Origin of the sequence: Flavobacterium shii, from assembly GCF_025847235.1 — a bacterium.
Lineage (GTDB): Bacteria > Bacteroidota > Bacteroidia > Flavobacteriales > Flavobacteriaceae > Flavobacterium > Flavobacterium shii.
Map to the genome: position 1 here is coordinate 219,877 of NZ_JAOZEW010000001.1, position 23,643 is coordinate 243,519.

Here is a 23,643-nt window from a genome sequence, read left to right on the forward strand (position 1 = left end):
AAAATTAACAAAAAAGGCCTAGTTTTGACTTTTTATTAGTTCCTGTAAAATATTAATAAAATTTATAACTTTACACCAGATAACAACCAAGATACCATGAGAATTTTAAAATATATATTCCTTTTATTATTATTAAGTTTAGTCTCATTAACTGTATTTGTTGCCACTCAAAAAGGTGATTTTATAGTAGAAAGAAGCAAGGTTATCAAGACACAACGTGTACCGCTATTTAATTTTGTGAATGACTATAGAAACTGGGAAGATTTTGGTTCTTGGGTTGTAGAAGATCCTACTATGAAAGTAGTATATCCGGCAAATACTTCAGGCTTAAATTCTTCTTTCTCATGGCAAGGTAATGATGGTGGTGGAAACATGAAAACTACAGCTATAACCGATACTCAAACCATTAGCCAAAAAATGGATTTTGACGGAACTACGGCAGATGTTTCATGGGTTTTTAAAGATACTCTTGGCGGAACAAAAGTTACCTGGAAATCTAAGGGGACAATGAGTTTTGCTTTCAAAATATATTCGGCATTAAATGGTGGAGCCGATAAAGTAATTGGTACAATGTATGAAAAAAGTTTGGCGAACCTGGATAAAATACTGGTTTATGAAACTAATACATTTGACATAAAAGTAGATGGAGTTGTAAAAAAATTAGAGACATTTTACATCAACCAGTCCTTTACAAGTGAAATTGCAAAAATCGCAAAAAACGTTAGAGTTGTTGTTCCTCAATTAATTGCATTTTGCGAAGCTAATGGCATTGAAACCAACGGAAAACCATTTGTAATATACCACACATATGATACTACAAGCGGATTAGCCAAAATATCTATTTGTATTCCTATCAAAAAAGAAATATTTACAAGTTCGGGAAGCGATATCCTAACAGGGAAATTAGAACCATTTGAAGCTGTAAAAACTACCTTAAAAGGGGATTACTCTCATACGAAACAAGCTGTTGAAAAATCGACAGCATATATCAATAATCAAAAAATATCCCCAGACCTTACATGGTCACACCTTGAAATATATACGGTAGGAAAATCAGAGATTGCAAATCCATCAAAATGGGTTACAGAAATCTATTATCCTATAAAACCAAAAGCAGTTCCTGTAGAGAAACAAGCCGTTTATACTCCTAAAACAGAAACTACTACTCCAACTCACACACCTCCTCCTGTTAAACAAGAGGAATCAGAATTTTAAATTTCGAAAGAGAGATTAAACCTTTTCGATTTATTGTATTCTAAGCTTATATAAATTAGAAAATTTGACAGACGAAAAGGTATTTATACAAGAGTTAATGGATCCAAAAACGCAAAATACCGCGTTTCAAACACTTGTATCTAATTACCAGAAACCGTTGTACAATCATATTCGAAATATTGTTTTGAATCATGATGATACGGACGATGTTTTACAAAATACATTTGTGAAAGTTTTTAGATATCTAAGCAAATTTAAAGGAGATAGTAAACTTTTTTCTTGGGTATATCGCATTGCTACCAATGAAGCTTTGACTTTTTTAAGTCAGAAAGCAAAATTAAACGGAGTAACCTCTGAGGCTTTACAAAATAAAACTATTGATAATCTCCAAACCGATGCTTATTTTGACGGAAATGAAATTCAGTTAAAATTACAAAAAGCTATAGTTACGCTTCCAGAGAAACAGCAATTAGTTTTCAAGATGAAATATTTCCAAGAATTAAAATATGAAGAAATATCCGAAATATTGGGTACTTCTGTTGGCGCATTAAAGGCATCGTATCATCATGCAGTAAAAAAAATAGAAGCTCATGTTACATCCAATTAAACCTTTTACAACTAATAAAGTCTTACATACATTATGAAAGCATTTAAATTACAAAACGAACCTAAAATAGAAACTGGATTTAAAACTCCGGATCATTACTTTGAAAATTTCTCTACAAATTTATTGGAGAAATTGCCACAAAATGAACCCAAAACAATTTCTTTATTTTCAAGAAATAGAAAAACATTCATGGCAGTTGCAGCAGTACTTGTAATTGCATTAACGGTTCCGATAGTAAATAAATATATCACAAAATCAAAAGAACTTGACGAAGCAACTCTGGAAAGCTATTTATCATATCAATCTAATTTGAATCAATATGATTTGATTCACGAATTAGATGCTAACGACATTCAAGATTTGGATCAGAATATTGCTTTAGGAGATGATGCCATAGAAGATGTTTTGGCAACAAACCCAAATTTTGAACATCTTATTTTAGAATAAAACCACAATTACAATAAAAATGATGCAGATGAAAATAAAAAACGTACTTCCGATATTTCTATTCCTTATCACATTACCATTTTACGCTCAAAACGAAAAAATGGATGAGAAAAGAGAAAAAATAAAAGCATACAAAGTTTTTTTCCTAACAACCGAATTGGAATTAACATCGACTGAATCCGAAAAATTCTGGCCAATATACAATGCTTACGATGACAAACAATTTGAATTAAGACATCAAAAAATGAAATCGTATACGAAAAAGATAAACGATGAAAGTTTCAAAAGTATGTCCGAAAAAGATGCTGCTACTCTTCTTTCTCAAATGGAAAGTACCGATGAAGAATTATATCTCTTACGCAAAAAGTATATGACAAACTTAAAGAAAATACTTCCTGCGAAGAAAATCATAATCCTTCGAAAATCCGAAGATGATTTCAATCGTAAACTATTACATCAATATCGTGATAAAGCAGGTAAAAATTAAATCCTTCTAAACAATAACAACAGCGGAGAACCCTTTATAATAATTACTTTATTATTTAGGGTTCTCACTTTTTAAAATGAATCATAACCATTTTATTATGACCTGTAGCAATTGCAGTATTTGAATTCATAAAACGTATTGTAAAAAAACTTGAGTCTGTAGATAATTGTTTCCACGTATTCCCTCCATCGGCAGAGTAATGCAATCCTAAAGTCCCTACTACTACCAATTCTTTTCCGTTACTTTTAGGTATATATTGTACACAAGAAGCATATCCAAAACCTGAATCCTGAGCTATTAAATCCCAAGTTTTACCACCATCTTTTGTGATTGCTTTATTATTCGAATTTTTCTCAGGAAGTTCATAATCCCCTCCAGCAATAAATCCGTTTTTTGAGTCATAAAAATCGGCTGTAAAAATTCCCGTCATTGTTTTTCCTTGTACAATTGGCGTTTCTGAAATTTTCCAGGTTTTACCTTTATCTGATGAATAAAAAACCCTAGCCTTTTTTCCTCCAGAAACCAACCAGGTATCTTTTCCTTTTATAACAATATTAGTATTGCTTGCTGCAAAAGCCGCTTCTCCTTTGGCCATTGTAGGCAATTGATCTGATAATATTTTAACCCAAGTATTCCCTCCATCTCTTGTTATCAATACCGAAAAACTATCTTCGGTAGGATCTCCAATAGCAATTCCTTCATTATCATTCCAAAATTGCATGCTATCATAAAACACTTTTACATTAACCTCTTTATAGACTAATTTTGTTTTTTGAGTTTTTTTCGAAACCTGATAAAGCAAAGCTGGATTCCCTACACTCATCAAAAAAATATTTTTTGATGTTTGGGCAATACTTCTAAACTCCAATTTTAATGTATCCTTATAAATATGCTCAACATATTTCACTTTATCCTTTAAATCATAATATCCAAATCGTGAATTATCAGCTCCAAACCACACTTTGTTTTTATCAATTACTATCGCTCTAATACTTATTTTATCCTGAAACAACGTATCAATTACTATTGACTGAAAACCTTTGCCAGATGCTTTATAATCCACTGTCTGACAACGCATAACAAAACTAAAAAAACAAAAAAAGAGTACTAATTTTTTCATAATATTTTAAAATTTTTATGCTAAAATACAATTATTTACATAAAATCAAAGCCCTGTATATTTTTTGTGGCACAGTAATTGGATAATTCAAAACAACAATATTAATACGTTACAACATGAAAACGAAAATACTTTTAATAGGTCTACTTACTTTAGGGTTTGCAACAATGCAAGCTCAAGCTGGAGCTACTGTATATGCTAAAAATTCTGACATTAGTGATAATTTAGATTTAAGAGCTGTAGCTTCTATTTTTGGGGAATCTGCAAATCTTCAGGATTTTGAAAGAAGATTGAATGAACCAAAATATCAAATTTCTAATTTGGATTTAAATAATGATAATCAAGTAGATTATTTGCGTGTAATCGAAAGTGTAGAAAACAGAACTCACGTAATCATCATACAAGCTGTACTTGACCGTGATGTTTACCAAGATGTTGCAACAATTGATCTTGAAAGAGATTCTTTTAACAAAGTACACATTCAAGTTGTAGGAAATGATTTTATTTACGGTCAAAATTATATATACGAACCTGTTTACACTGTTACACCGGTAATTTATACTTCATTCTGGGTTACAAACTATCGTCCTTACTATTCAAGCTGGACATGGAATTATTACCCAACTTATTATACAGCATGGAGACCTTACCCTGTTTACAGATACAGAAACAATGTTAATGTGTGTATCAATTTAAGCAACAACCGTTACAATTATGTAAATTCCAGAAGAAGTAATACTGCTGTTGTGATATACAATTCTAACCGTACTTACGGATATGAAAGACGAAATCCTAATAATGGTTTTGCACAACGTAATAGTAGTGTTAATAATAGATACGAATTAGATCAAAGACGTGTAGCCAGTAGAGACATAAACAGAAGAGGGAACAATGATTACTCAACAAACAGATCTACTGATAGAACTGTAAATACAAATAGAGATTATACTCAAAACAGAACGAGTTCTTCGACAGATAATACTACTGTAAGACCAAGTCGTGATTATTCTCAAAACAGAACAAGTCCATCAACAGATAATACTACTGTAAGACCAAGTCGTGATTATTCTCAAAACAGATCAACCTCAACAGGAACACCTGCACAAAGAACAGAAACCTCAAGAGATTACGGTCAAAATAGAGGAAATACAACTCAAAGAGCTGATGTTTCCAGAGATTATGGTCAAAATAGATCAAGTTCCCCTGTAGTAACACCTGCACAAAGAACAGAATCTACTAGAGACTATAGTCAAAATAGAGGAAATAATTCAAGAGATTATGCTACACAAAGAACAGAATCTCCAAGAGTAAATACTGAAAACAGATCAAGTTCTGCAAGAACTTCATCTCCACAAAATTCTGATAATCAAAGATCCGGTTCTGCTTCTAGAGGCGATTCAAGCCCGAGAGAGAATAGTTCTACTTCTAGAAGTAACAACCGTAGAATTTAATTTTAATATCCATATTAAAATTAAAAAGAAAAACACGATTTAACGATCGTGTTTTTTTTATCTTTAATTATTTATAATTTGATGTTAATTTGTTTTAAAACAGTAAATTTGACGCGACTTTTATAAAATTAAAAATTAAATGAGCGCATCACACAAGAACTTACATAGTAAGTTAACTTTAGGAGGTTTATTAATCACATTAGGAATTATTTACGGTGATATAGGTACCTCTCCTTTATATGTAATGAAAGCCATCCTTGGTAAACATATAATTGATGCAGATATAGTTTTAGGCGGAATTTCATGTGTCTTCTGGACACTTACACTTCAAACAACTATAAAATATGTACTTATCACTCTAAGTGCAGACAATCATGGAGAAGGTGGGATTTTTGCATTATATGCATTAGTCAAAAAAACTAAAATAAAATGGTTAATTGTTCCTGCAATAATTGGGGGAAGTGCTTTACTTGCCGATGGTATTATTACACCACCAATCTCAGTTTCTTCGGCAGTAGAAGGTATTAAAACCTATTATCCAGAAATAAATACTGTTCCAATTGTTATAGCAATCTTATTTGTCTTATTTACAATTCAACAATTTGGAACAAAATTAGTGGGTAAATTTTTTGCTCCAATGATGCTAATCTGGTTTACGATGCTAGGTGTTTTGGGAGTTATACAAATTGTACATCATCCCGAAGTTTTTAAAGCGATAAATCCTTATTACGCGTATCATTTACTATCTATACATCCCGATGGTTTCTTTGTATTGGGGTTTGTTTTCTTATGTACCACTGGTGCCGAGGCTTTATATTCGGACATGGGACACTGCGGAAGAAAAAACATTCGTATAAGCTGGATATTTGTTAAATCGGCATTGGTTCTAAACTATTTCGGTCAGGCTGCATTTCTTATTCACCATGAAGGTCAAACTTTACAAGGTTTAGGCGGTAATGGAAATCCATTTTATTTAATCATGGCCGATTGGTTCCAACCTATCGGAATTGTCATAGCAACTCTTGCGGCAGTAATTGCTTCTCAAGCACTTATTAGTGGCTCATTTACATTAATAAATGAAGCCATGAGACTGAATTTCTGGCCAAAAGTAAAAATAAAATACCCAACCGAATTAAAAGGTCAATTATACATCCCATCTATAAACTGGTTATTATTTATTGGTTGTGTTGGAATCGTATTGCACTTTGAGGAATCAGGAAAAATGGAACATGCTTATGGACTAGCAATCATTTTATGTATGATTATGACCACTATTTTGCTTAATTTTTACTTAATCATGAAACGAGTAAAATTATACTTCATGGTTCCATTAATTACAATATACTTAGCAATCGAAATTAGTTTCTTAATTGCCAATGTGACTAAGTTTGCCGAAGGTGGTTATGTAACATTAATTATAGCTGCAGTTCTTATTTCGATTATGACGATTTGGTTCCTTGCTAAGAAAATTAATAAAAACTACACTAAAGTTATCAAAATTGAAGATTATAAAAAGGTGTTGATGGAATTGAGCGAGGATTTATCTATTCCAAAATATGCAACACATTTAGTTTATATGACTAATGCTAGTCGTGTAGATGAACTTGAGGAGAAAGTTATTTATTCTATTTTGCAAAAGCGTCCAAAAAGAGCCGATATATATTGGTTTGTACACGTCAATATTTTAACTGAACCTTATAAAACTCAATATAAAGTAACCGAAATTGCTAAAGACGACATCTATAGAGTCGATTTTAATTTAGGATTTAGAGAGCCTACCAAAATCAACTTAATGTTTAGAGAAGTTATTCGTGACATGGTAAAAAAAGGAGAAGTTGATATTACCAGTAGATATGAGTCATTGAATAAAAATAATATTATTGGAGATTTCAAATTCGTATTGTCTGAGAAATTCCTTTCTAATGATAATGATTTAAGATGGCATGAAAATATTATTATGAACTCTTATTTCTTTATCAAAAAACTAAGTCTTTCCGAAGAACGTGCTTTTGGTCTAGACAGCAGTTCTGTGAAAATAGAAAAATTCCCAATGGTGCTTCATGCTCCGGAAAACATAGGTTTAACGAGAGTTCATTAAACTCCAAAACTATTCCAAAAAACACTCTTTTAATCTCTAAAGGAGTGTTTTTTTTTGGTTGAAAAATATAAAAAGAACAATCAAAATTAAAAATTTAACTTTCAATCAATTAATAGTACCTTTGCAGCTCAATTATTTAAAATGAGATTACACAGAAATTTAGTTTATACGACCATCGATTCTTTAAATGCAATATTCAATGAAGGTGAATATGCAGATAAAGTGGTTGCAAGAGCATTAAAAAAAGACAAGCGTTGGGGAAGTTCTGACAGGAAATTTGTCGCAGAAACGATATACGAAATAGTTCGTTGGAAAAGATTATACGGTGAAATTGCCGAAGTTAAGGAACCTTTTGACAGAGATAACCTTTGGAGAATGTTCTCGGTATGGGCAGTATTAAGAGGTTACCCAATCCCAGACTGGCGCCAGCTTGAAGGAGTTCCTGAAAGAAAAATAAAAGGTCGTTTTGACGAGCTTTCTAAAATTAGAGCTATTAAAGAATCTATTCCAGACTGGATGGATGAATTAGGAGTTAAAGAATTAGGCGAGAAACTTTGGGCTACAGAAATTGCTGCTCAAAACCAACCTGCCAAAGTTATACTTAGAGTAAATACGCTAAAAACTACCAAAGAACAATTGAGAGCAATCTTGATGGATTTAAATATTGAAACAGAATATTTAAAAAATCAACCAGATGCTTTGGTTCTAAAAGAAAGAGCAAATGTATTCTTAACAGACGCTTTTAAACAAGGTTTCTTTGAGGTTCAGGATGCAAACTCGCAACTTGTAGCTGCATTTCTTGATGTAAAACCAGGAATGCGTGTAGTAGATACTTGTGCTGGTGCTGGAGGAAAAACATTGCATATTGCTTCTTTGATGGAAAATAAAGGACAATTAATTGCAATGGATTTATACGAAAGTAAATTGAAGCAATTAAAATTAAGAGCAAAGCGTAATGGTGCTTTTAATATTGAATACCGTATTATCGACACTACTAAGGTAATTAAGAAATTACACGAAAAAGCCGATAGAGTTTTAATCGATGCTCCTTGTAGTGGTTTAGGTGTTTTAAAAAGAAACCCTGATGCTAAATGGAAATTAAAGCCTGAATTTATCGATAACATTCGTAAAGTTCAAGCAGAGGTTTTAGAGAATTATTCTAAGATTGTAAAACCAGGAGGAAAACTAGTTTATGCTACGTGTTCTATATTACCATCTGAAAATCAAGAACAAGTAGAGAAATTCTTAAAAACAGAAATCGGAAAACAATTTACTTTTGTAAAAGACCAAAAAATATTGGCTTCAGAGTCTGGATTTGATGGTTTTTATATGGCTTTATTAGAGCGTAAAGAGGCTCCAGTTGTAGCTTCATAAAACGAATCATTTTATATTAAAGAAGGTTTAACATTGAAAAATCAATGTTAAACCTTTTTTTTATTCTATTTTAGAGAATTTGAAATATCATTTCCTCTAATAAGTATTTTAGGTTCGGTATTCTCCTTAATCTTTGTTAGAATACTAACAATATCCAAATCTATCCCTTGCAAATTTTCAATTGTATCAGAACTAACTACATCTGTTTTAAATATATATTTTTCGTCAATTTTATAAGTTCCTACATCATTAAGGATAAGTACACCATTTAATACAAACAGAACCTTTTTGCTTTTACTTTTCGTAAATTTATTTTTAATATCTTTTAGAGACATCAAATTAATATTTTTTGGATTTTTCGAAGTAATCATTATTCTGCCTGCATAATTAACTGCTTCAATCCTGATTGTATCTTTTATCACATTAATATTTTTAATTTCGTTTACATCAAAATTTGCAATGGTATTTTTATGTACAAAATTTCCATCCAAAAAATAAGCAGCTTCATTCGTTTGTGAATGTAACCCTGTAAACATAAATAGTGAGAACAGTATAAATAGTACTTTCATAATTATAATAAGTCGAGAATTGGTTGTTTAAATATACTGTTATTTCCCTTACCCCAACCAGCCGTCGCGATCTAAACTACGATATTGAATCGCTTCGGCAATATGAGAAGAAATAATATTGGGAGCAGCATCAAGATCGGCTATAGTTCTGGCTACTTTCAAAATCCTATCGTAGGCTCTAGCCGAAAGATTAAGGCGTTCCATTGCAGTTTTCAATAATAACTTAGATTGATCATCTAGAACACAGAACTCCCTAATTTGTTTTGTATTCATTTGTGCATTGTAATTTATATTCTCAAATTCTTCAAATCGTTTCGACTGGATTTCCCGCCCAGCAGTAACACGTTCTCGAATATCTACACTACTTTCGGCCTTATTATCGTCTGATAGTTTTTCAAAAGGAACTGGTGTAACTTCTATATGAATATCTATTCTATCGAGTAAAGGACCAGAAATTTTACTTAAATAGCGTTGCATCTCGTGTGGAGAAGATTTTTGAGGTGCGTCGGGATCGTTAAAAAATCCACTCGGACTTGGGTTCATACTCGCCACAAGCATAAAAGAAGACGGATATGTTACGGTAAACTTTGCTCTCGAAATAGTCACTTCTCTATCTTCCAGAGGTTGCCGCATTACTTCGAGAACATCCCTTTTAAATTCCGGTAACTCATCGAGAAATAAAACACCATTATGTGCCATCGAAATTTCTCCAGGTTGCGGATAACTGCCCCCTCCTACCAATGCCACATTTGAAATTGTGTGATGCGGACTACGAAAAGGTCTTTGATTCATTAATCCTACTTCTTTTAATTTTCCAGCAACACTATGAATTTTGGTTGTTTCCAGCGCTTCCCGTAGAGTCATTGGCGGCAAGATACTTGGTAAGCGCTTGGCAAGCATTGTTTTCCCAGCTCCCGGAGGACCTACAAGAATTATATTATGTCCGCCAGCTGCTGCAATTTCCATACAACGTTTAATACTCTCCTGCCCTCTTACATCCGAGAAATCAAATTCGGGAAAATCGAGCGTTTTATAAAACTCTGCTCTGGTATCGATTGTTGTTGGTTCTAAATTTCCTTTCCCTTCCAGAAAATCTATTACTTCCTGCACATTATCAACTCCATATACATCCAAACCCGCTACAATTGCAGCTTCTTTTACATTTTGCTTTGGCAGAAAAAAACCTTTATAACCTTCTTCTTTTGCTTTTATGGCTATAGGCAAAGAACCACGGATGGGTTGCAAACTTCCGTCAAGCGAAAGTTCCCCCATAATAACATACTTATCCAGCTCCAACGCTTTTATCTGATCTGAAGCAACTAATATTCCGATTGCCAAAGTAAGATCATAAGCAGAACCTTCCTTACGCAAATCGGCTGGCGCCATGTTTATAGTTATCTTTTTACCGGGCATCTTATAACCGTTATTTTTTAGTGCTGCCGCAATCCTAAAACAGCTTTCTTTGATTGCACTATCCGGTAAACCTACTAAATGATATCCGATTCCATTATCCATATTCACCTCAACAGTAATCGTTGTGGCTTCTACACCAAAAACCGCACTTCCGTATACTTTAACTAACATATCCCTTTTATTTATGAAAGTAAAAGTATTTAAATATAAATTGAAAAAGCACTTGTTTGTAATATTTAAATTACAAATAAGTGCTTTTATAAAATTCGGTACTTTCGACAAACCATGAAAGTAATTCACAAATCCTGCTTGATAATTATATTTCCTTACGCATCTGTATATAATGACTTGTAAAACCTAGTTTTTGATATGCCTTAATTGCCGATTCATTTGCCTGATATACATCCAAGCGAAGTTCGGTAATTTCTCTGGAAGTAGTCCATACAATAAGTCTTTCAATTATTTTATGAATCACACCCAAGCCACGGTATTTAGGATCAACATACATAAATCCTAAATAACCATATTGTACATGTTTAACAAAAGGTTTTGAATTCTCTATCCTTGCATAACCCAAACCAATAATCTCACCATCTAATTCTGCTACGAGCAGCTCAATATCTGGTGAAGCTATCATTTTATCAATATCATAATATTTAACATCAGACTCGTTTAATGTTGGATCAAATGGTCTTTCGGCATTAATTAATTCTTGTTCAAAAAAAAGAAGCTTTCCCATATCATCAGGGCTAGCACTGCGTATAATTATATTGTTCATTATTATAAATTCTTAACTATTTGTGGAAACTATTAAGCAATGTATCAAAATCTTTTGACAAATAAAACATCAAAGTAAGTACAACGAAGCAGATTTATCCATGAATAAGCAAATAATTATTTCTTACAATTTACTTCTACATCACCTATCAATTTCTTTAAACCATCAATTGAATTTAATTCATAATTTTCAAAAACAATACTTGGACAGTCAACATATTCTGTAAAGTTCTTTTTTAATTTATCGGCTTTTTTATAATCCGTTACATAAAGACCTTTCTCTTGATTAGGAAACTTAATAACATATTTATTTTCCGTTTTTGGATCTTTTAATATTAGGTATCCATCCTTTTCATACAAAACTTTATAAAACATAGAATAATCTAATATCGAAGTAGTCTCTCCTTTTGCATATAATCCTAAATAAGACTCTTCGACCCCAGTTTTATTAACTGCAAAACGAATATTGTTTTTTGAAAAATATTTTTTCCACTCCAGTTTTTTATTTTCATCAAAATATTTCACGCTAACTTCTTTTCCGTAAGCATAATTCGAATTATCATTATTAACCAATGGATTTTTAATTTCTTCAAATGATGAACTAATCTGACCGCTTACATGTTTTCCGTCAGCATCAATAACATATCCATTTACATCTGTTAAATTAATTGAGTTTTTTAAAGCCTCTTTGTATTTCTCTCTAATAACTTCCTTATTAGCTTCATTTACCGCATTAACCTGATGCCCTAATTCATATCCATTAGATAATAAGTTAATAACTATTTTCATAGCATTAGGGTCTTTATCAATCGCAATATTTGAGGCTATTTTTTCTATATCAACTTTTACTATTTTTTTATCAAAAGTTGATAATTCTTTTACACCACCGAAGCCCATTATTACTGTTTCTATTTTTCCAACTGTCTTTTTATCTAAATCAAAAACTTCATACTGATAGTTTAAAAAATCTCCTTGTGACGTATAAATTTTCCTTGCGATGTTCCCTATTAATTCAGAATCACCACCTTTAGTAATTTCTCCTGCATTATTTATTTTTATGTTTAAAGTTGTAGCAATTTTATTTCCAGCTTCAGCTTGTAAACAACCATATTTTTCTAATAAATTTGAAGGCACTCCAAAAAACTCTTCCAATTTATTGATATCAATACCTTGATCTGTAATAATTTTTTTAGACATTAAAGATTGCACAATACTTCTATCTACATTAAAAGGAGAGAATTTTTCGAAATCTAAATAATTGGTGTTTTTATCATTTAAAACTTCAATGAAAGCAAATCCATTCTCTGTACATTTTTTTAATTTTGCACTAATTGAAGTTGTCCCATCCAAGTTTGTAATTTTATAATTCCCTAATTTACCCTCCATTTTAGCTATTACTTTTGCATCAAGAAGAATCTCACCTTTTTTTACTTTTATTTCCTGAGAAAAGACCAAATGAACAGATAATAAGAGTACTAAGAGTAATTTTTGTTTCATAATTTTTGTTTGTATTTATTTTTTTTAGACGCTAATAATAATCAGGATAAAAAGATCGAAAATCGAGTAGTATAACCTTACACAACCACATTTAAACCTACATTATTGGCTAAAATATTATTATTATTTTAATTATCCCTTGTAACTTATCAGCAAAAAAAATATAATATCGATCTTTCAATAATAATTCTGTTCTGATATTCTAAAAATCAAACATATACACATGAAATTAAAAACCGAAATTATATTGTAACATTAATTACTTTAGTGTGTCTACTATAAAAACACAAAAGATGAATTGGTTAAATAAAACACTTCTACTATTATTACTTTTTTCGATTACTATATGTTCTGCACAATCAATTAAAAATTCTGCAAACGATACTCCAAAAGTCATTGAGTTTGCACTTTTAAAACAAGACTTTATAATTTTTAGAAACCAATTACAAAAACCATATCCTTCCTTATATCGCTTTAACAGCAAAAAAAATGTCGATAAGTTATTCGATAATTATTTTTCTTCGATAGATAAGAATACAACACAAATAGAATTTTTGGCCGAAATAAAACTCCTATTAAGTTACTTACAAGATGGTCATTTTTATGGTGGTGCAGAAGAGGATCTAAAACAATATTTTGATGAAAAAGCAAAAGTTTTTCCGCTAAAAATCAGGTTCATAAAAGATAATGCTTACGTAGTTTGTAGTAAAAAAGAAAGTCTGTTACCCGAAACTCAAATTTTAAGCATCAACAATGTACCAATAAAGGAAATCAAGGAAAAAATATTTCAATATATCGTATCTGATGGTAAAATCGAAACCAAAAAATATTGGATACTAAACAATAACTTTTGGTTCTACTATAGATTAGTTTATGGTGAGCAGCCAACTTTTAAGATTGAATATAAATCTGAAAACAAAAAAATCAAAACGATTAATCTCGATGCCGAACTTCATAAAAATACTGAATGCGAAACTCCTAAATCAGATCCTGAAAAATATTTACAATTAGATTATAAAAAAGAAGGTATTGCTTTACTAACCATCAAAACTTTTAATGGAGAAATATTCGACCAAACAAAAGAAAATTACATTCAGTTCTTAGAACAATCTTTTAAAGAAATTAAAAATAAAAAAATAGATAAACTAATAATCGATGTAAGAGGAAACGGCGGCGGAAGAGACACCTATGGTTCGTTATTGTATTCGTATCTTACAAATGCTCCATTCGAATATTATACTTCTCTGGAAAGCGCTTCGCAAAAGTTAACTAAAGACAACCTGAATAGTTATATACCACCTGAGAATTCATCAGAAGATAATTTTAGAGGTAGAAATAATCTGATCACTCAAAAACCAAGTGAAAACAATTACGCAGGTAAAGTTTATATTTTAATTGATGGAATGAGTTTTTCGACTACGGCTGAATTTTGCGCTATTGCAAAAAGCAATGATAGAGCAACATTTATCGGAGAAGAAACTGGAGGAGGATATTTTGGGAATACCTCTGGGAATGCAGTAGAATTAGTTTTACCAAACACCAAAATTTATATTTCGATACCTACAACTCAATATGTATTGGCAGTTAAAAAAGATAGATATAGCAACCGAGGTATTTTCCCTGATTATGAAGCAACCCCAACAATTAATGACTATATCCAAAAGAAAGATGTACCGCTGGATTTAGCAATAAAATTAGCTGACGAAAGCAACAAGAAATAATTTAATATAATTTCAAAACCAGAAAGATGCCAAACAAAATCCTTACCCTTTTACTACTTTCTGTACTTTCTGTAAGTACAACTTTTGCACAGAAAACCAAAAAACAGAAAAAAAACACTTCTAATTCAAAAAACGAATTGTATTATGAGATAAAAAAAGCCGATAGCACTTTATTTGCTGCCTTTAATAGATGTGATACTGTAGCCTACAAAAAGTTCTTTGTAGATGATTTAGAATTTTATCATGATCTAGGAGGTTTAACAACTTCTTTTAAAAGCGAATTGGCTTCATTTAAGGAAATGTGCGCCAGAGGAAGTAATATAAGGAGAGAACTTGTAGAGAATAGTCTGGAAGTTTATCCAATTAAAAATTATGGCGCGGTCGAAATAGCAGTTCATAACTTTTATCATACCAATAAAGGAGAAAAAGAAAAACCAAGCGGAACGTATAAGTTTATTCATGTTTGGCAACATAAAGATGGAGAATGGAGAATCTCAAGAATAATTAGCTACGGACATGATAGTATGAAAAATGATTAAATTTAATACATTAATCTGATTCATAAAGTATTATCTAAAACATAGAATTCATATAAAAAAGAAAGCAAAAAAAGAAATACATTTCTTTCACATAGCTATCTATGTGCTTTTTAAACCTTTTTGCAGCGCACAAAATCTATGTTTCTATGTGTTAGAATTAAATAATCAACACTCTCCTATCTCTGATTTTAATAACTTTGTTATCATTACACAACTTAAAAAAATACCAAGATGCAAACTGATAGTTTATTAAAACAAGTAAATTTCATTAAAGAGATTGATAAGGTAAAATACATTCAGCGCAAAACTAAATTATTCAATAGCGACAGAAACGAAAATGACGCTGAACACAGCTGGCATTTGGCAATGATGACAATTGTATTAGCCGAACATTCGAATGTGCCTATTGATGTTCTTAAAGTTCTTAAAATGGTTTTGATACACGACATCGTTGAGATTGATGCTGGTGATACTTTTATCTATGATACTGTAAAAAATCACGATAATACCGATGAAGAACGTATTGCTGCTGAACGAATTTTTGGGCTTTTGCCAAAAGAACAAGCTCAGGAATTTATTGCAATTTGGGAAGAATTTGAAGCTGGATTAACTAATGAAGCCAAATTTGCAAAATCAATGGACAGATTCGAGCCATTATTACAAAACACATCCAATAATGGAGGAACCTGGAAAGAATTTAATGTAGATTATGAAAAAGTTTACGACAAGAAAAAAGTCATTAAAGAAGGTTCTACTTCAATTTGGAATTACGCCGAGAATTTAATTAACGAAAGTGTAGAAAAAGGGATTCTCACGAAAAATAAAAATTAAGTTTTGTTTTGGTCATACATTAAAAGATTTTTTTACCATTAAGAGATTAAGAAAAATTAAGCTTAGCTTTAATAAAGTTTAATCTCTATTTTTTTGTCATATCGGCATAAAAGGATTCTAAACTTTGCGGTCTATGCGTATCCCTTAGCGAACTTTACGGTTAATCCCTTTTTCTCCCTCATAAAATCAATAAAATTGACCCGCTCCCTATTTGCCCAAAATAAAATAAGCGGGTTCTTTTAGCCAATTTCCGGTTATTTATCCTTAATTTGCGAAAATATCCATCATTTTTTAGTCAAAAATCTCATTTACTCATTTATCAAATGTGATTTTACCTTTTGGGAATCAGACTAAAAACATACCAATTTGCAATTCATATTGCATCTTTTGCCTTTCGAAAAAATTTCATAATCGGGCACAAATAATCTAAAAAGAATAACAAAATGGAATTCAAAATAATTACTCCTGAACAAGGAGAGGATAAAACATTTACTAATGAATTAATCGCTAAATTTCTGTATACGCATCTGGAACAATATGGCGATACAATCGAAGATATACTTAAAGCTATTGCATATACAATGAATCCTGCAAAAGGCGGAAAAATTGTCCTTGCTTTAGAAGAAGAAAAGATTGTAGGAGCTTGTGTTTTAAACAATACAGGAATGAAAGATTATATTCCCGAAAACATATTGGTATATATTGCAGTCGACAAAAGCCAAAGAGGAAAAGGTTACGGAAAGAAACTCATGCAAAAAGTAATAGATGTTGCCGAAGGGAATATTGCATTACATGTTGAGCCAGACAATCCAGCCAAAATTCTATACGAGAAACTAGGTTTTACGAATAAATACCTGGAAATGCGTTTGATTAAATAAACCTCTACTAGAATTTAAAATAAAAAAGAAAAGAACGCAATGGCATTCATCAAATTATACCGCAAAAAACTAGAGGAGAATTATACTTTTCTAAACAACATTTTCATTTCCAAAAATATTAAATGGGGTGTTGTATCAAAGCTTTTATGCGGTAACAAAATATATCTTAAAGAGATAATTGCTTTGGGCGTTACCGAAATTCATGATTCACGAGTTAGTAACTTAAGAAAAATTAAAGCATTAGACCCAAACATTCAAACCGTATATATTAAACCGCCCGCAAAACGAAGCATCGAAAGTATTGTAAAATATGCCGATGTTAGTTTTAACACCGAGATTTATACCATACAAATGCTTTCGGCCGAAGCGCAGAAACAAAATAAAATCCATAAAATCATTGTGATGATTGAAATGGGTGATTTACGCGAAGGCGTTATGGGAGAAGATTTAATCGAATTTTATGGACAAGTTTTAAATTTACCAAACATAGAAATTCTTGGTATTGGCACCAACCTCAATTGCTTGAGCGGTGTAATGCCTACTCAGGATAAACTGATACAATTAAGTTTATACAAACAACTTATCGAAGCCAAATTTAATATTAGTATTCCGTGGGTTTCTGGAGGAACTTCGGTTGCGCTACCTTTAATTATAAAGAATGCAAGACCAATGGAAGTAAATCATTTTAGGATTGGTGAAGCATTATTCTTTGGGAAAGATTTGTTTACTGGAGAAACTATCGAAGGAATGCACAACGATGTTTTCAAACTTTATACAGAGATTATCGAAATAACCGAAAAACCAGATATCCCAACAGGAGAATTAGGCGAAAATGTAGCAGGAAATACTTTTTCTATGAATGATACCGAAGATTTTGGCGGTACTTCCTTACGCGCAATTCTAGATATTGGTTTACTGGATATGCAACCGCAATACTTAGAATCTGATGATGCCGAAATAACCATTGTCGATGCTAGCTCGGATATGTTAGTTATCGATATTTCTAATTCCAAAAAGAAATACAAAATTGGAGATCTAGTGTCATTTAACATTAAATATATGGGTGCCTTATATCTTTTAAATTCCGATTATATCGAAAAAACAATAGAGTAGATTATAAAAAAGTTAACCATATAAGAAATGTAAGTTCATTTAAGTTTCACACTAATTAGCATACTTATGTTTGCTTACATTTCTTATATGGTTAAAATAATCTCACAGAATTAAATAATTCTTTTGTGTCTATTTTTTTATTTTGCAGCCCAGATTTCGATTTCTAATTTAATCTCTGGTAATCCCAATGCCGAAATATACCCAACGGTCATTGACGGATATACTTCTCCAAAAAATGCATTCCACACCCCATAAAAAGCATCCCAATCTATTTCTTGTGTTGCCCAGATATTTACTTTAATAACGTCATCGGCTACAAGTTCCTGACTATCTAAAACTGCTTTTATATTCTGAAAAGTATTAGCTACTTGTTCGTTAAAATTATCTGGCAAATCTCCTTCTTTACTTGTTCCTATTTGACCAGAAAAAGTATAAATATCTGCATTGCCGGATATCTTCGTAACATGAGAATAATTGCCAACTGGTGCTGATAATGTACTTGGATTTGATCTTGTTACTGCTTTTATCTTATTGTTTTCGTTCATTTTTATTTCTAATAATTATTAAATCTTGACAATTTTATTTCTAAAATAATTTCGAGCTTAACAAATTTAAAAGATGTAATTATAAATCTATCCAACGTTTTGAAACATTTAACTTGTTGTATTATCAATGAAATCAACATAACTATATTAAACTCATTGCAATTGTATTACATCGAAAAAAATTAATATTTGCAAAATCGACACCATAATATATTCCTTTTTTAATTCTTATATTCGTTAAGCAAAAAACATCACAATTACCTATAAATCAATTACAATCAAAACAAAACCCAAAAAAATTATTAATTAATCACCCCCTGAGTAATTATGAATAAACCACTTAAATCTTCAAAAAACAAGTTTATTTTTTTTCTAATCCTAACCTTTACTTTCGTAGTAAATACAAACGGTCAACAAAAAACAATAAATGAAAAATTTAAAAAAGAAACTGTTTTAAAAATAGATTCTTTACTACAAGAAAATTACATATTTCCTGATAAAGCCAAATTAATTGGGAACCATTTAAAAAACGCCTACAAAGAAGGTAAATTCAAGAAATATGATTTATTAGATTCTTTTGCTGTAGCATTAACAAAAGAGGTTAGATTTATTAATAATGACAAGCATCTTGGAGTCTGGCCTAAATTTATCCCTCCTGTTGATGAGAAAAAAGAGGTAGATAAAGATTCTTATGAAATTTATCTGCATAATTATACCGAAAATCGCAAACGCGCAAATGGTTTTAGAGAAGTCAAACTAATTGATAGCAATGTCGGATATATTAAATACAATAATTTCATACACGAGACCGACCAAACAATTGATTCCTACATGTACTTGCTAGAAAATGCCGATGCTATTATTATTGATTTAAGAGCCAATGGCGGTGGTAGCCCAAAAACTGTTCAATATTTTTGCAGTTATTTTTTTAAAGACCCAATACTCTTAAACACTTTATATTTTAGGAAAGATAACTATACCGAGGAATTTTGGGTAAAAGAGGTAAAAGGCAAGAAGATGATTGATGTTCCTTTGTTTATTATTACTGGCCCAAAAACATTTTCGGGAGCTGAAGAGTTTAGCTACAATATGCAAACCCAGAAAAGAGCAACAATAATTGGTGAAACAACTGGTGGCGGAGCTAATCCTGGAGAGGTTTTCGATATTAACAATCGGTTAGAAATCTTTGTTCCTAACGGAACAGGAATAAACCCAATAACAAAGACAAACTGGGAAGGTGTTGGTGTAATTCCAGAATATAAAACAACTCCCGATATGGCTTATGATAAAGCGGTGGAATTGGCACAAAAAACAGCATTTGATTATAGAAATAAAAAAGCTGCTGAATCTAAGAATCTTTATCTAGAATTACAGACAACAATTAATCAACAAACAAAACCTGTTAACGAAACTGATTTGGCCAAAATGGATCAGCAAATTTTTAATGCTGTGAAAAATTTAGCAGCCTCTAATTTATACAAAGAGGATAATATCGATGCATTAGCTTCTCAATACACAAAAACGAAACCTTTTATTGCTGAATCTATCTTAAAGAGCAATTCTGAATTGTATCCCAACTCTCCCATTGCCTTTTTAAAATATGGTGATATTCTTGAACAAAACGGAAAAAAGACTGATGCTATAGCAGTTTTAAAAAAATCTGTAGAAATTGCTACAGAAATCAAAGCCCCCTATTTGGAAGGATTAAAAAAACGTTATGAAAGTATTTTAAAAGGAAAATAATTTTCACCATATAATTTAAATCATACAAACAGGGAATTATAGAATAATGCAAATTATTTTATAATTCCCTGTTTTAATTTCGTCGGTAAAATCATCAATTATTCCTTTTCTTCTGCTCGCTTCAATAAATAAAATTAATTTCAATCATAAAACTTGCTTAAATATTAATATTTGTTATTTTTATGAAAAATTAGCCTATTTATCTATGAAAAAAGCCCTACTATTACTTTTTTTAAGCACTTTTTTAACAAAAACGTATGCTCAAGAATATTTCCCAAACAATGAAAGCATTCACAGTAAAAACAATAATTACACCGTTTTTACTAATACAACTATTTATATAACTCCAACACAAAAAATCGAGAAAGGTACTTTACTCATTCAGGATGGGAAAGTAGTTGGAGCAGGGAATAATATCGCTATTCCTAAAAATAGCATTACGATTAATTTGGAAGGAAAAACAATTTATCCTTCTTTTATAGATATCTATACCACTTTTGGGGAAGAAAAACCAAAAGCATACTCTGGCGGACGCAACCCTTTGTACGATACTAAAAGAGCGGGATATTATTGGAATGAAAGTATTCGCTCGGAAATAAACGCCTACGAAAGTTTTAAATACGACCAACCCAAAGCCGAAGAATTATTAAAAGCCGGATTTGGAGTAGTTGGAACCCATATTCCTGATGGAATTGCTCGTGGAACCGGCGTTTTAATTGCATTGAATAATAACAACAATAGCACCCGAATACTGTCCAGTAAAGCAACGAATCATTTTGCATTTACTCGAAGTATTACAACCAATCAAGCGTATCCAAGCTCTTTAATGGGAATGATGGCATTACTACGCCAGATGTATTTGGATCTGGATTGGTATAAAAAAGGTAACTCGACTACCAAAGACTTATCACTGGAAGCCTTGGCTAGTAACGAAAAATTGACACAAATATTTACTACAGAAGATAAACTAAATAGTCTGAGAGCTGCCAAAATAGCCAAAGAATTTGGACTAAATTATGTATTAAAAGGATCAGGAAATGAGTTCGAAAGAATTGAAGAAATCAAAAAGACAAATGCTCCATTTATTATCCCAATAAATTTTCCTGAAGCTTATGATGTTTCAAATCCATACCTATCAAATCAATTAGAATTATCCGATTTACGTTTTTGGAATCAAGCGCCAACTAACCTAAAAGTTCTTTCGGATAACGGAATTATTTTTGCTCTGACAACTGATAAATTAAAGAAAACCGAAGATTTTAGAACTAATTTAATAAAAGCAATTAAATATGGTTTTGATAAAACAAAAGCCTTAGAAGCATTAACAACTATTCCTGCTGCTATATTAGGAAAAAGCAATGAAATAGGAAGTTTAAAAAATGGTAGTTATGCCAATTTTGTAATTACTTCGGGCGAAATCTTTGATGAGAAGACAGTTTTATATGAAAACTGGGTTCAAGGAAGTAAATACGTTGTAAACGATATTAATGCTAAAGATATTCGTGGTAATTACGATTTAACTGTCGATGCAACTACATATAAATGGAAAATTGATGGTACAAGTACTGCCCAGAAATCGGAGATAACAACTGCTGACGCTAAAAAAATAACAAGTACATTTTCGGTTACGAACAATTGGGTTTCATTACTAATTAGATCTAAAGATTCAACCAAAGCTGACTATACACGTTTAACAGGGCTTATAGAAAATACTCAAAAACTTTCGGGTAAAGCAATTTTACCTAATGGAAATGAAGTACAATGGACTGCGACAAAAACAGCTCCTTTTGTAACTGTAAAAGATTCTGCAAAAACAGAAAAACTAAACCCAATAATGCCGGTTACTTTCCCGAACAGAGCTTTTGGTAACTCAAAAAAATTAATGGCACAAACAATATTATTTAAAAATGCTACTGTTTGGACTAATGAAAAAGAAGGAATTCTTGAAGAAACCGATGTCTTAATCAAAAACGGAAAAATAGCAGCTATAGGAAAAAATTTATCCGATGCATCGGCAACTATTATTGATGCTAAAGGAAAACATCTTACCAGTGGTATTATCGACGAACACTCCCATATTGCAATTTCGAATGGTGTCAACGAAAGTGGTCATAACTCAAGTGCCGAAGTAACTATTGAAGACGTTGTGAACCCTGAGGATATAAATATTTACAGAGATTTGGCAGGTGGAGTTACAATATCTCAATTACTGCATGGATCTGCAAACCCTATTGGCGGACGTTCGGCAATTGTAAAATGGAAATGGGGACAACCCGCAGAAGAAATGTTATACAAGAATCAACCAAAGTTTATCAAATTTGCTTTGGGTGAAAACGTAAAACAATCCAATTGGGGAATAACAAATCCTACTCGTTACCCTCAAACAAGAATGGGTGTCGAACAAGTTTTTACCGATTATTTCCAACGTGCAAAAGAATATGATGCAACTTGGAAAAAATACAACTCCGGCTCTAAAAAAGAAAAAGCCCCGAGAGTAGATTTAGAATTGCAAACAATTGCCGAAATCATAAACAAAGAGCGTTTTATTACTTGTCACTCCTATATAGAATCGGAGATTTTAATGTTGATGAATGTTGCCGATAAATTCAATTTTAGAGTAAACACTTTCACACATATTCTTGAAGGTTATAAAGTAGCCGATAAAATGAAAGAACATGGTGTGGGAGCTTCTACATTTTCTGATTGGTGGGCATATAAATTTGAAGTAAATGACGCAATCCCGTTTAACGGACCAATTATGCATAATGAAGGAATCGTAGTTGCCTATAATTCTGATGATGCCGAAATGTCCAGAAGATTAAATCAAGAAGCTGCCAAAGCAGTAAAATATGGTAATATATCCGAAGAAGATGCATGGAAATTTGTTACGCTCAATCCTGCAAAATTATTACACATTGATGATAAAGTAGGTAGTTTAAAAATAGGAAAAGATGCCGATGTTGTATTATGGAGTACTAATCCATTATCTATTTATGCTAAAGCCGAAAAAACAATTATTGAAGGTGTAGTATATTATGACATCTCAAAAGAGACCGAACAAGAATTGGCTATAGCCAAAGAAAGAAGTGAACTAATAGGACAATTGCTACAAGAAAAAAATAAAGGTGCAAGTACGCAAGAACCTAAAAAGAAAGAAAAAAAAGAATATCACTGTGACACTTTAGAACAATAAAACGAAAGATTCACAAATAGAAAAA

20 protein-coding genes and 1 pseudogene are annotated in these 23,643 nt (G+C 31.5%); 15 read left to right on the top strand and 6 right to left on the bottom strand.

What is annotated here, in order from left to right:
* Positions 1-96: 96 nt before the first annotated feature.
* From OIU83_RS00955 to OIU83_RS00970, 4 genes are all read left to right on the top strand, one after another.
* Complete coding sequence (locus tag OIU83_RS00955) at positions 97-1,215, top strand: SRPBCC family protein (RefSeq protein ID WP_264204408.1); 1,119 nt, start codon at positions 97-99, stop codon at positions 1,213-1,215.
* Positions 1,216-1,279: 64 nt separating this feature from the next.
* Positions 1,280-1,822, top strand: coding sequence for an RNA polymerase sigma factor (locus OIU83_RS00960; RefSeq protein WP_264204409.1), 543 nt, complete (start codon positions 1,280-1,282; stop codon positions 1,820-1,822).
* Positions 1,823-1,855: 33 nt separating this feature from the next.
* Positions 1,856-2,269: a hypothetical protein gene (locus OIU83_RS00965; RefSeq protein WP_264204410.1), complete on the top strand. Its 414-nt coding sequence runs from the start codon at positions 1,856-1,858 to the stop codon at positions 2,267-2,269.
* A 28-nt stretch (positions 2,270-2,297) separates the two neighbouring features.
* Positions 2,298-2,756, top strand: a complete 459-nt coding sequence (locus OIU83_RS00970; RefSeq protein WP_264204411.1) for a sensor of ECF-type sigma factor — start codon at positions 2,298-2,300, stop codon at positions 2,754-2,756.
* A 64-nt stretch (positions 2,757-2,820) separates the two neighbouring features.
* On the opposite strand, the gene OIU83_RS00975 is transcribed toward OIU83_RS00970, so the two are convergent.
* On the bottom strand, positions 2,821-3,876 hold the full coding sequence (locus OIU83_RS00975; protein WP_264204412.1) for a beta propeller repeat protein: 1,056 nt from the start codon (positions 3,874-3,876) through the stop codon (positions 2,821-2,823).
* Between the two features lie 116 nt (positions 3,877-3,992).
* Between OIU83_RS00975 and OIU83_RS00980 the strand changes: the two genes are divergently transcribed.
* The 3 genes from OIU83_RS00980 (at position 3,993) to OIU83_RS00990 (ending at position 8,799) form a co-directional block, all read left to right on the top strand.
* Entirely contained in the window at positions 3,993-5,327 is a 1,335-nt protein-coding gene (locus OIU83_RS00980; protein WP_264204413.1) for a hypothetical protein, read from the top strand.
* Between the two features lie 139 nt (positions 5,328-5,466).
* On the top strand, positions 5,467-7,425 hold the full coding sequence (locus OIU83_RS00985; protein WP_264204414.1) for a KUP/HAK/KT family potassium transporter: 1,959 nt from the start codon (positions 5,467-5,469) through the stop codon (positions 7,423-7,425).
* A gap of 141 nt (positions 7,426-7,566) precedes the next feature.
* Entirely contained in the window at positions 7,567-8,799 is a 1,233-nt protein-coding gene (locus tag OIU83_RS00990; protein ID WP_264204415.1) for an RsmB/NOP family class I SAM-dependent RNA methyltransferase, read from the top strand.
* Between the two features lie 65 nt (positions 8,800-8,864).
* On the opposite strand, the gene OIU83_RS00995 is transcribed toward OIU83_RS00990, so the two are convergent.
* The 4 genes from OIU83_RS00995 to OIU83_RS01010 form a co-directional block, all read right to left on the bottom strand.
* Positions 8,865-9,368, bottom strand: coding sequence for a hypothetical protein (locus OIU83_RS00995; RefSeq protein WP_264204416.1), 504 nt, complete (start codon positions 9,366-9,368; stop codon positions 8,865-8,867).
* A 48-nt stretch (positions 9,369-9,416) separates the two neighbouring features.
* Entirely contained in the window at positions 9,417-10,952 is a 1,536-nt protein-coding gene (locus OIU83_RS01000) for a YifB family Mg chelatase-like AAA ATPase (RefSeq protein ID WP_264204417.1), read from the bottom strand.
* Between the two features lie 145 nt (positions 10,953-11,097).
* Complete coding sequence (locus OIU83_RS01005; RefSeq protein ID WP_264204418.1) at positions 11,098-11,559, bottom strand: GNAT family N-acetyltransferase; 462 nt, start codon at positions 11,557-11,559, stop codon at positions 11,098-11,100.
* 116 nt (positions 11,560-11,675) lie between these two features.
* The gene (locus OIU83_RS01010; protein WP_264204419.1) at positions 11,676-13,055 is read right to left on the bottom strand and encodes a hypothetical protein; all 1,380 of its coding nucleotides are present in this window, start codon (positions 13,053-13,055) and stop codon (positions 11,676-11,678) included.
* Positions 13,056-13,348: 293 nt separating this feature from the next.
* Between OIU83_RS01010 and OIU83_RS01015 the strand changes: the two genes are divergently transcribed.
* From OIU83_RS01015 to OIU83_RS01035, 6 genes and pseudogenes are all read left to right on the top strand, one after another.
* Complete coding sequence (locus OIU83_RS01015; RefSeq protein WP_264204420.1) at positions 13,349-14,776, top strand: S41 family peptidase; 1,428 nt, start codon at positions 13,349-13,351, stop codon at positions 14,774-14,776.
* A gap of 61 nt (positions 14,777-14,837) precedes the next feature.
* Positions 14,838-14,900, top strand: a pseudogene (locus OIU83_RS23560) (hypothetical protein); the annotation flags it as partial.
* Between the two features lie 13 nt (positions 14,901-14,913).
* Complete coding sequence (locus OIU83_RS01020; protein WP_404827633.1) at positions 14,914-15,315, top strand: nuclear transport factor 2 family protein; 402 nt, start codon at positions 14,914-14,916, stop codon at positions 15,313-15,315.
* Positions 15,316-15,546: 231 nt separating this feature from the next.
* Positions 15,547-16,146, top strand: coding sequence for an HD domain-containing protein (locus OIU83_RS01025; protein ID WP_264204422.1), 600 nt, complete (start codon positions 15,547-15,549; stop codon positions 16,144-16,146).
* A 443-nt stretch (positions 16,147-16,589) separates the two neighbouring features.
* Positions 16,590-17,024 carry a GNAT family N-acetyltransferase gene (locus OIU83_RS01030; RefSeq protein ID WP_264204423.1) on the top strand — a complete coding sequence of 145 codons (435 nt, stop codon included), beginning with the start codon at positions 16,590-16,592 and terminating at the stop codon, positions 17,022-17,024.
* Between the two features lie 39 nt (positions 17,025-17,063).
* Entirely contained in the window at positions 17,064-18,137 is a 1,074-nt protein-coding gene (locus OIU83_RS01035; protein ID WP_264204424.1) for an alanine/ornithine racemase family PLP-dependent enzyme, read from the top strand.
* Positions 18,138-18,274: 137 nt separating this feature from the next.
* On the opposite strand, the gene OIU83_RS01040 is transcribed toward OIU83_RS01035, so the two are convergent.
* Complete coding sequence (locus tag OIU83_RS01040; protein ID WP_035628551.1) at positions 18,275-18,682, bottom strand: RidA family protein; 408 nt, start codon at positions 18,680-18,682, stop codon at positions 18,275-18,277.
* A gap of 327 nt (positions 18,683-19,009) precedes the next feature.
* Between OIU83_RS01040 and OIU83_RS01045 the strand changes: the two genes are divergently transcribed.
* Together OIU83_RS01045 and OIU83_RS01050 are read left to right on the top strand one after the other, a co-directional pair.
* Entirely contained in the window at positions 19,010-20,425 is a 1,416-nt protein-coding gene (locus tag OIU83_RS01045) for a S41 family peptidase (RefSeq protein WP_264204425.1), read from the top strand.
* A gap of 205 nt (positions 20,426-20,630) precedes the next feature.
* A complete protein-coding gene (locus tag OIU83_RS01050; protein WP_264204426.1) occupies positions 20,631-23,618 on the top strand; it encodes an amidohydrolase family protein in 2,988 nt (995 codons plus the stop codon).
* Positions 23,619-23,643 lie beyond the last annotated feature (25 nt).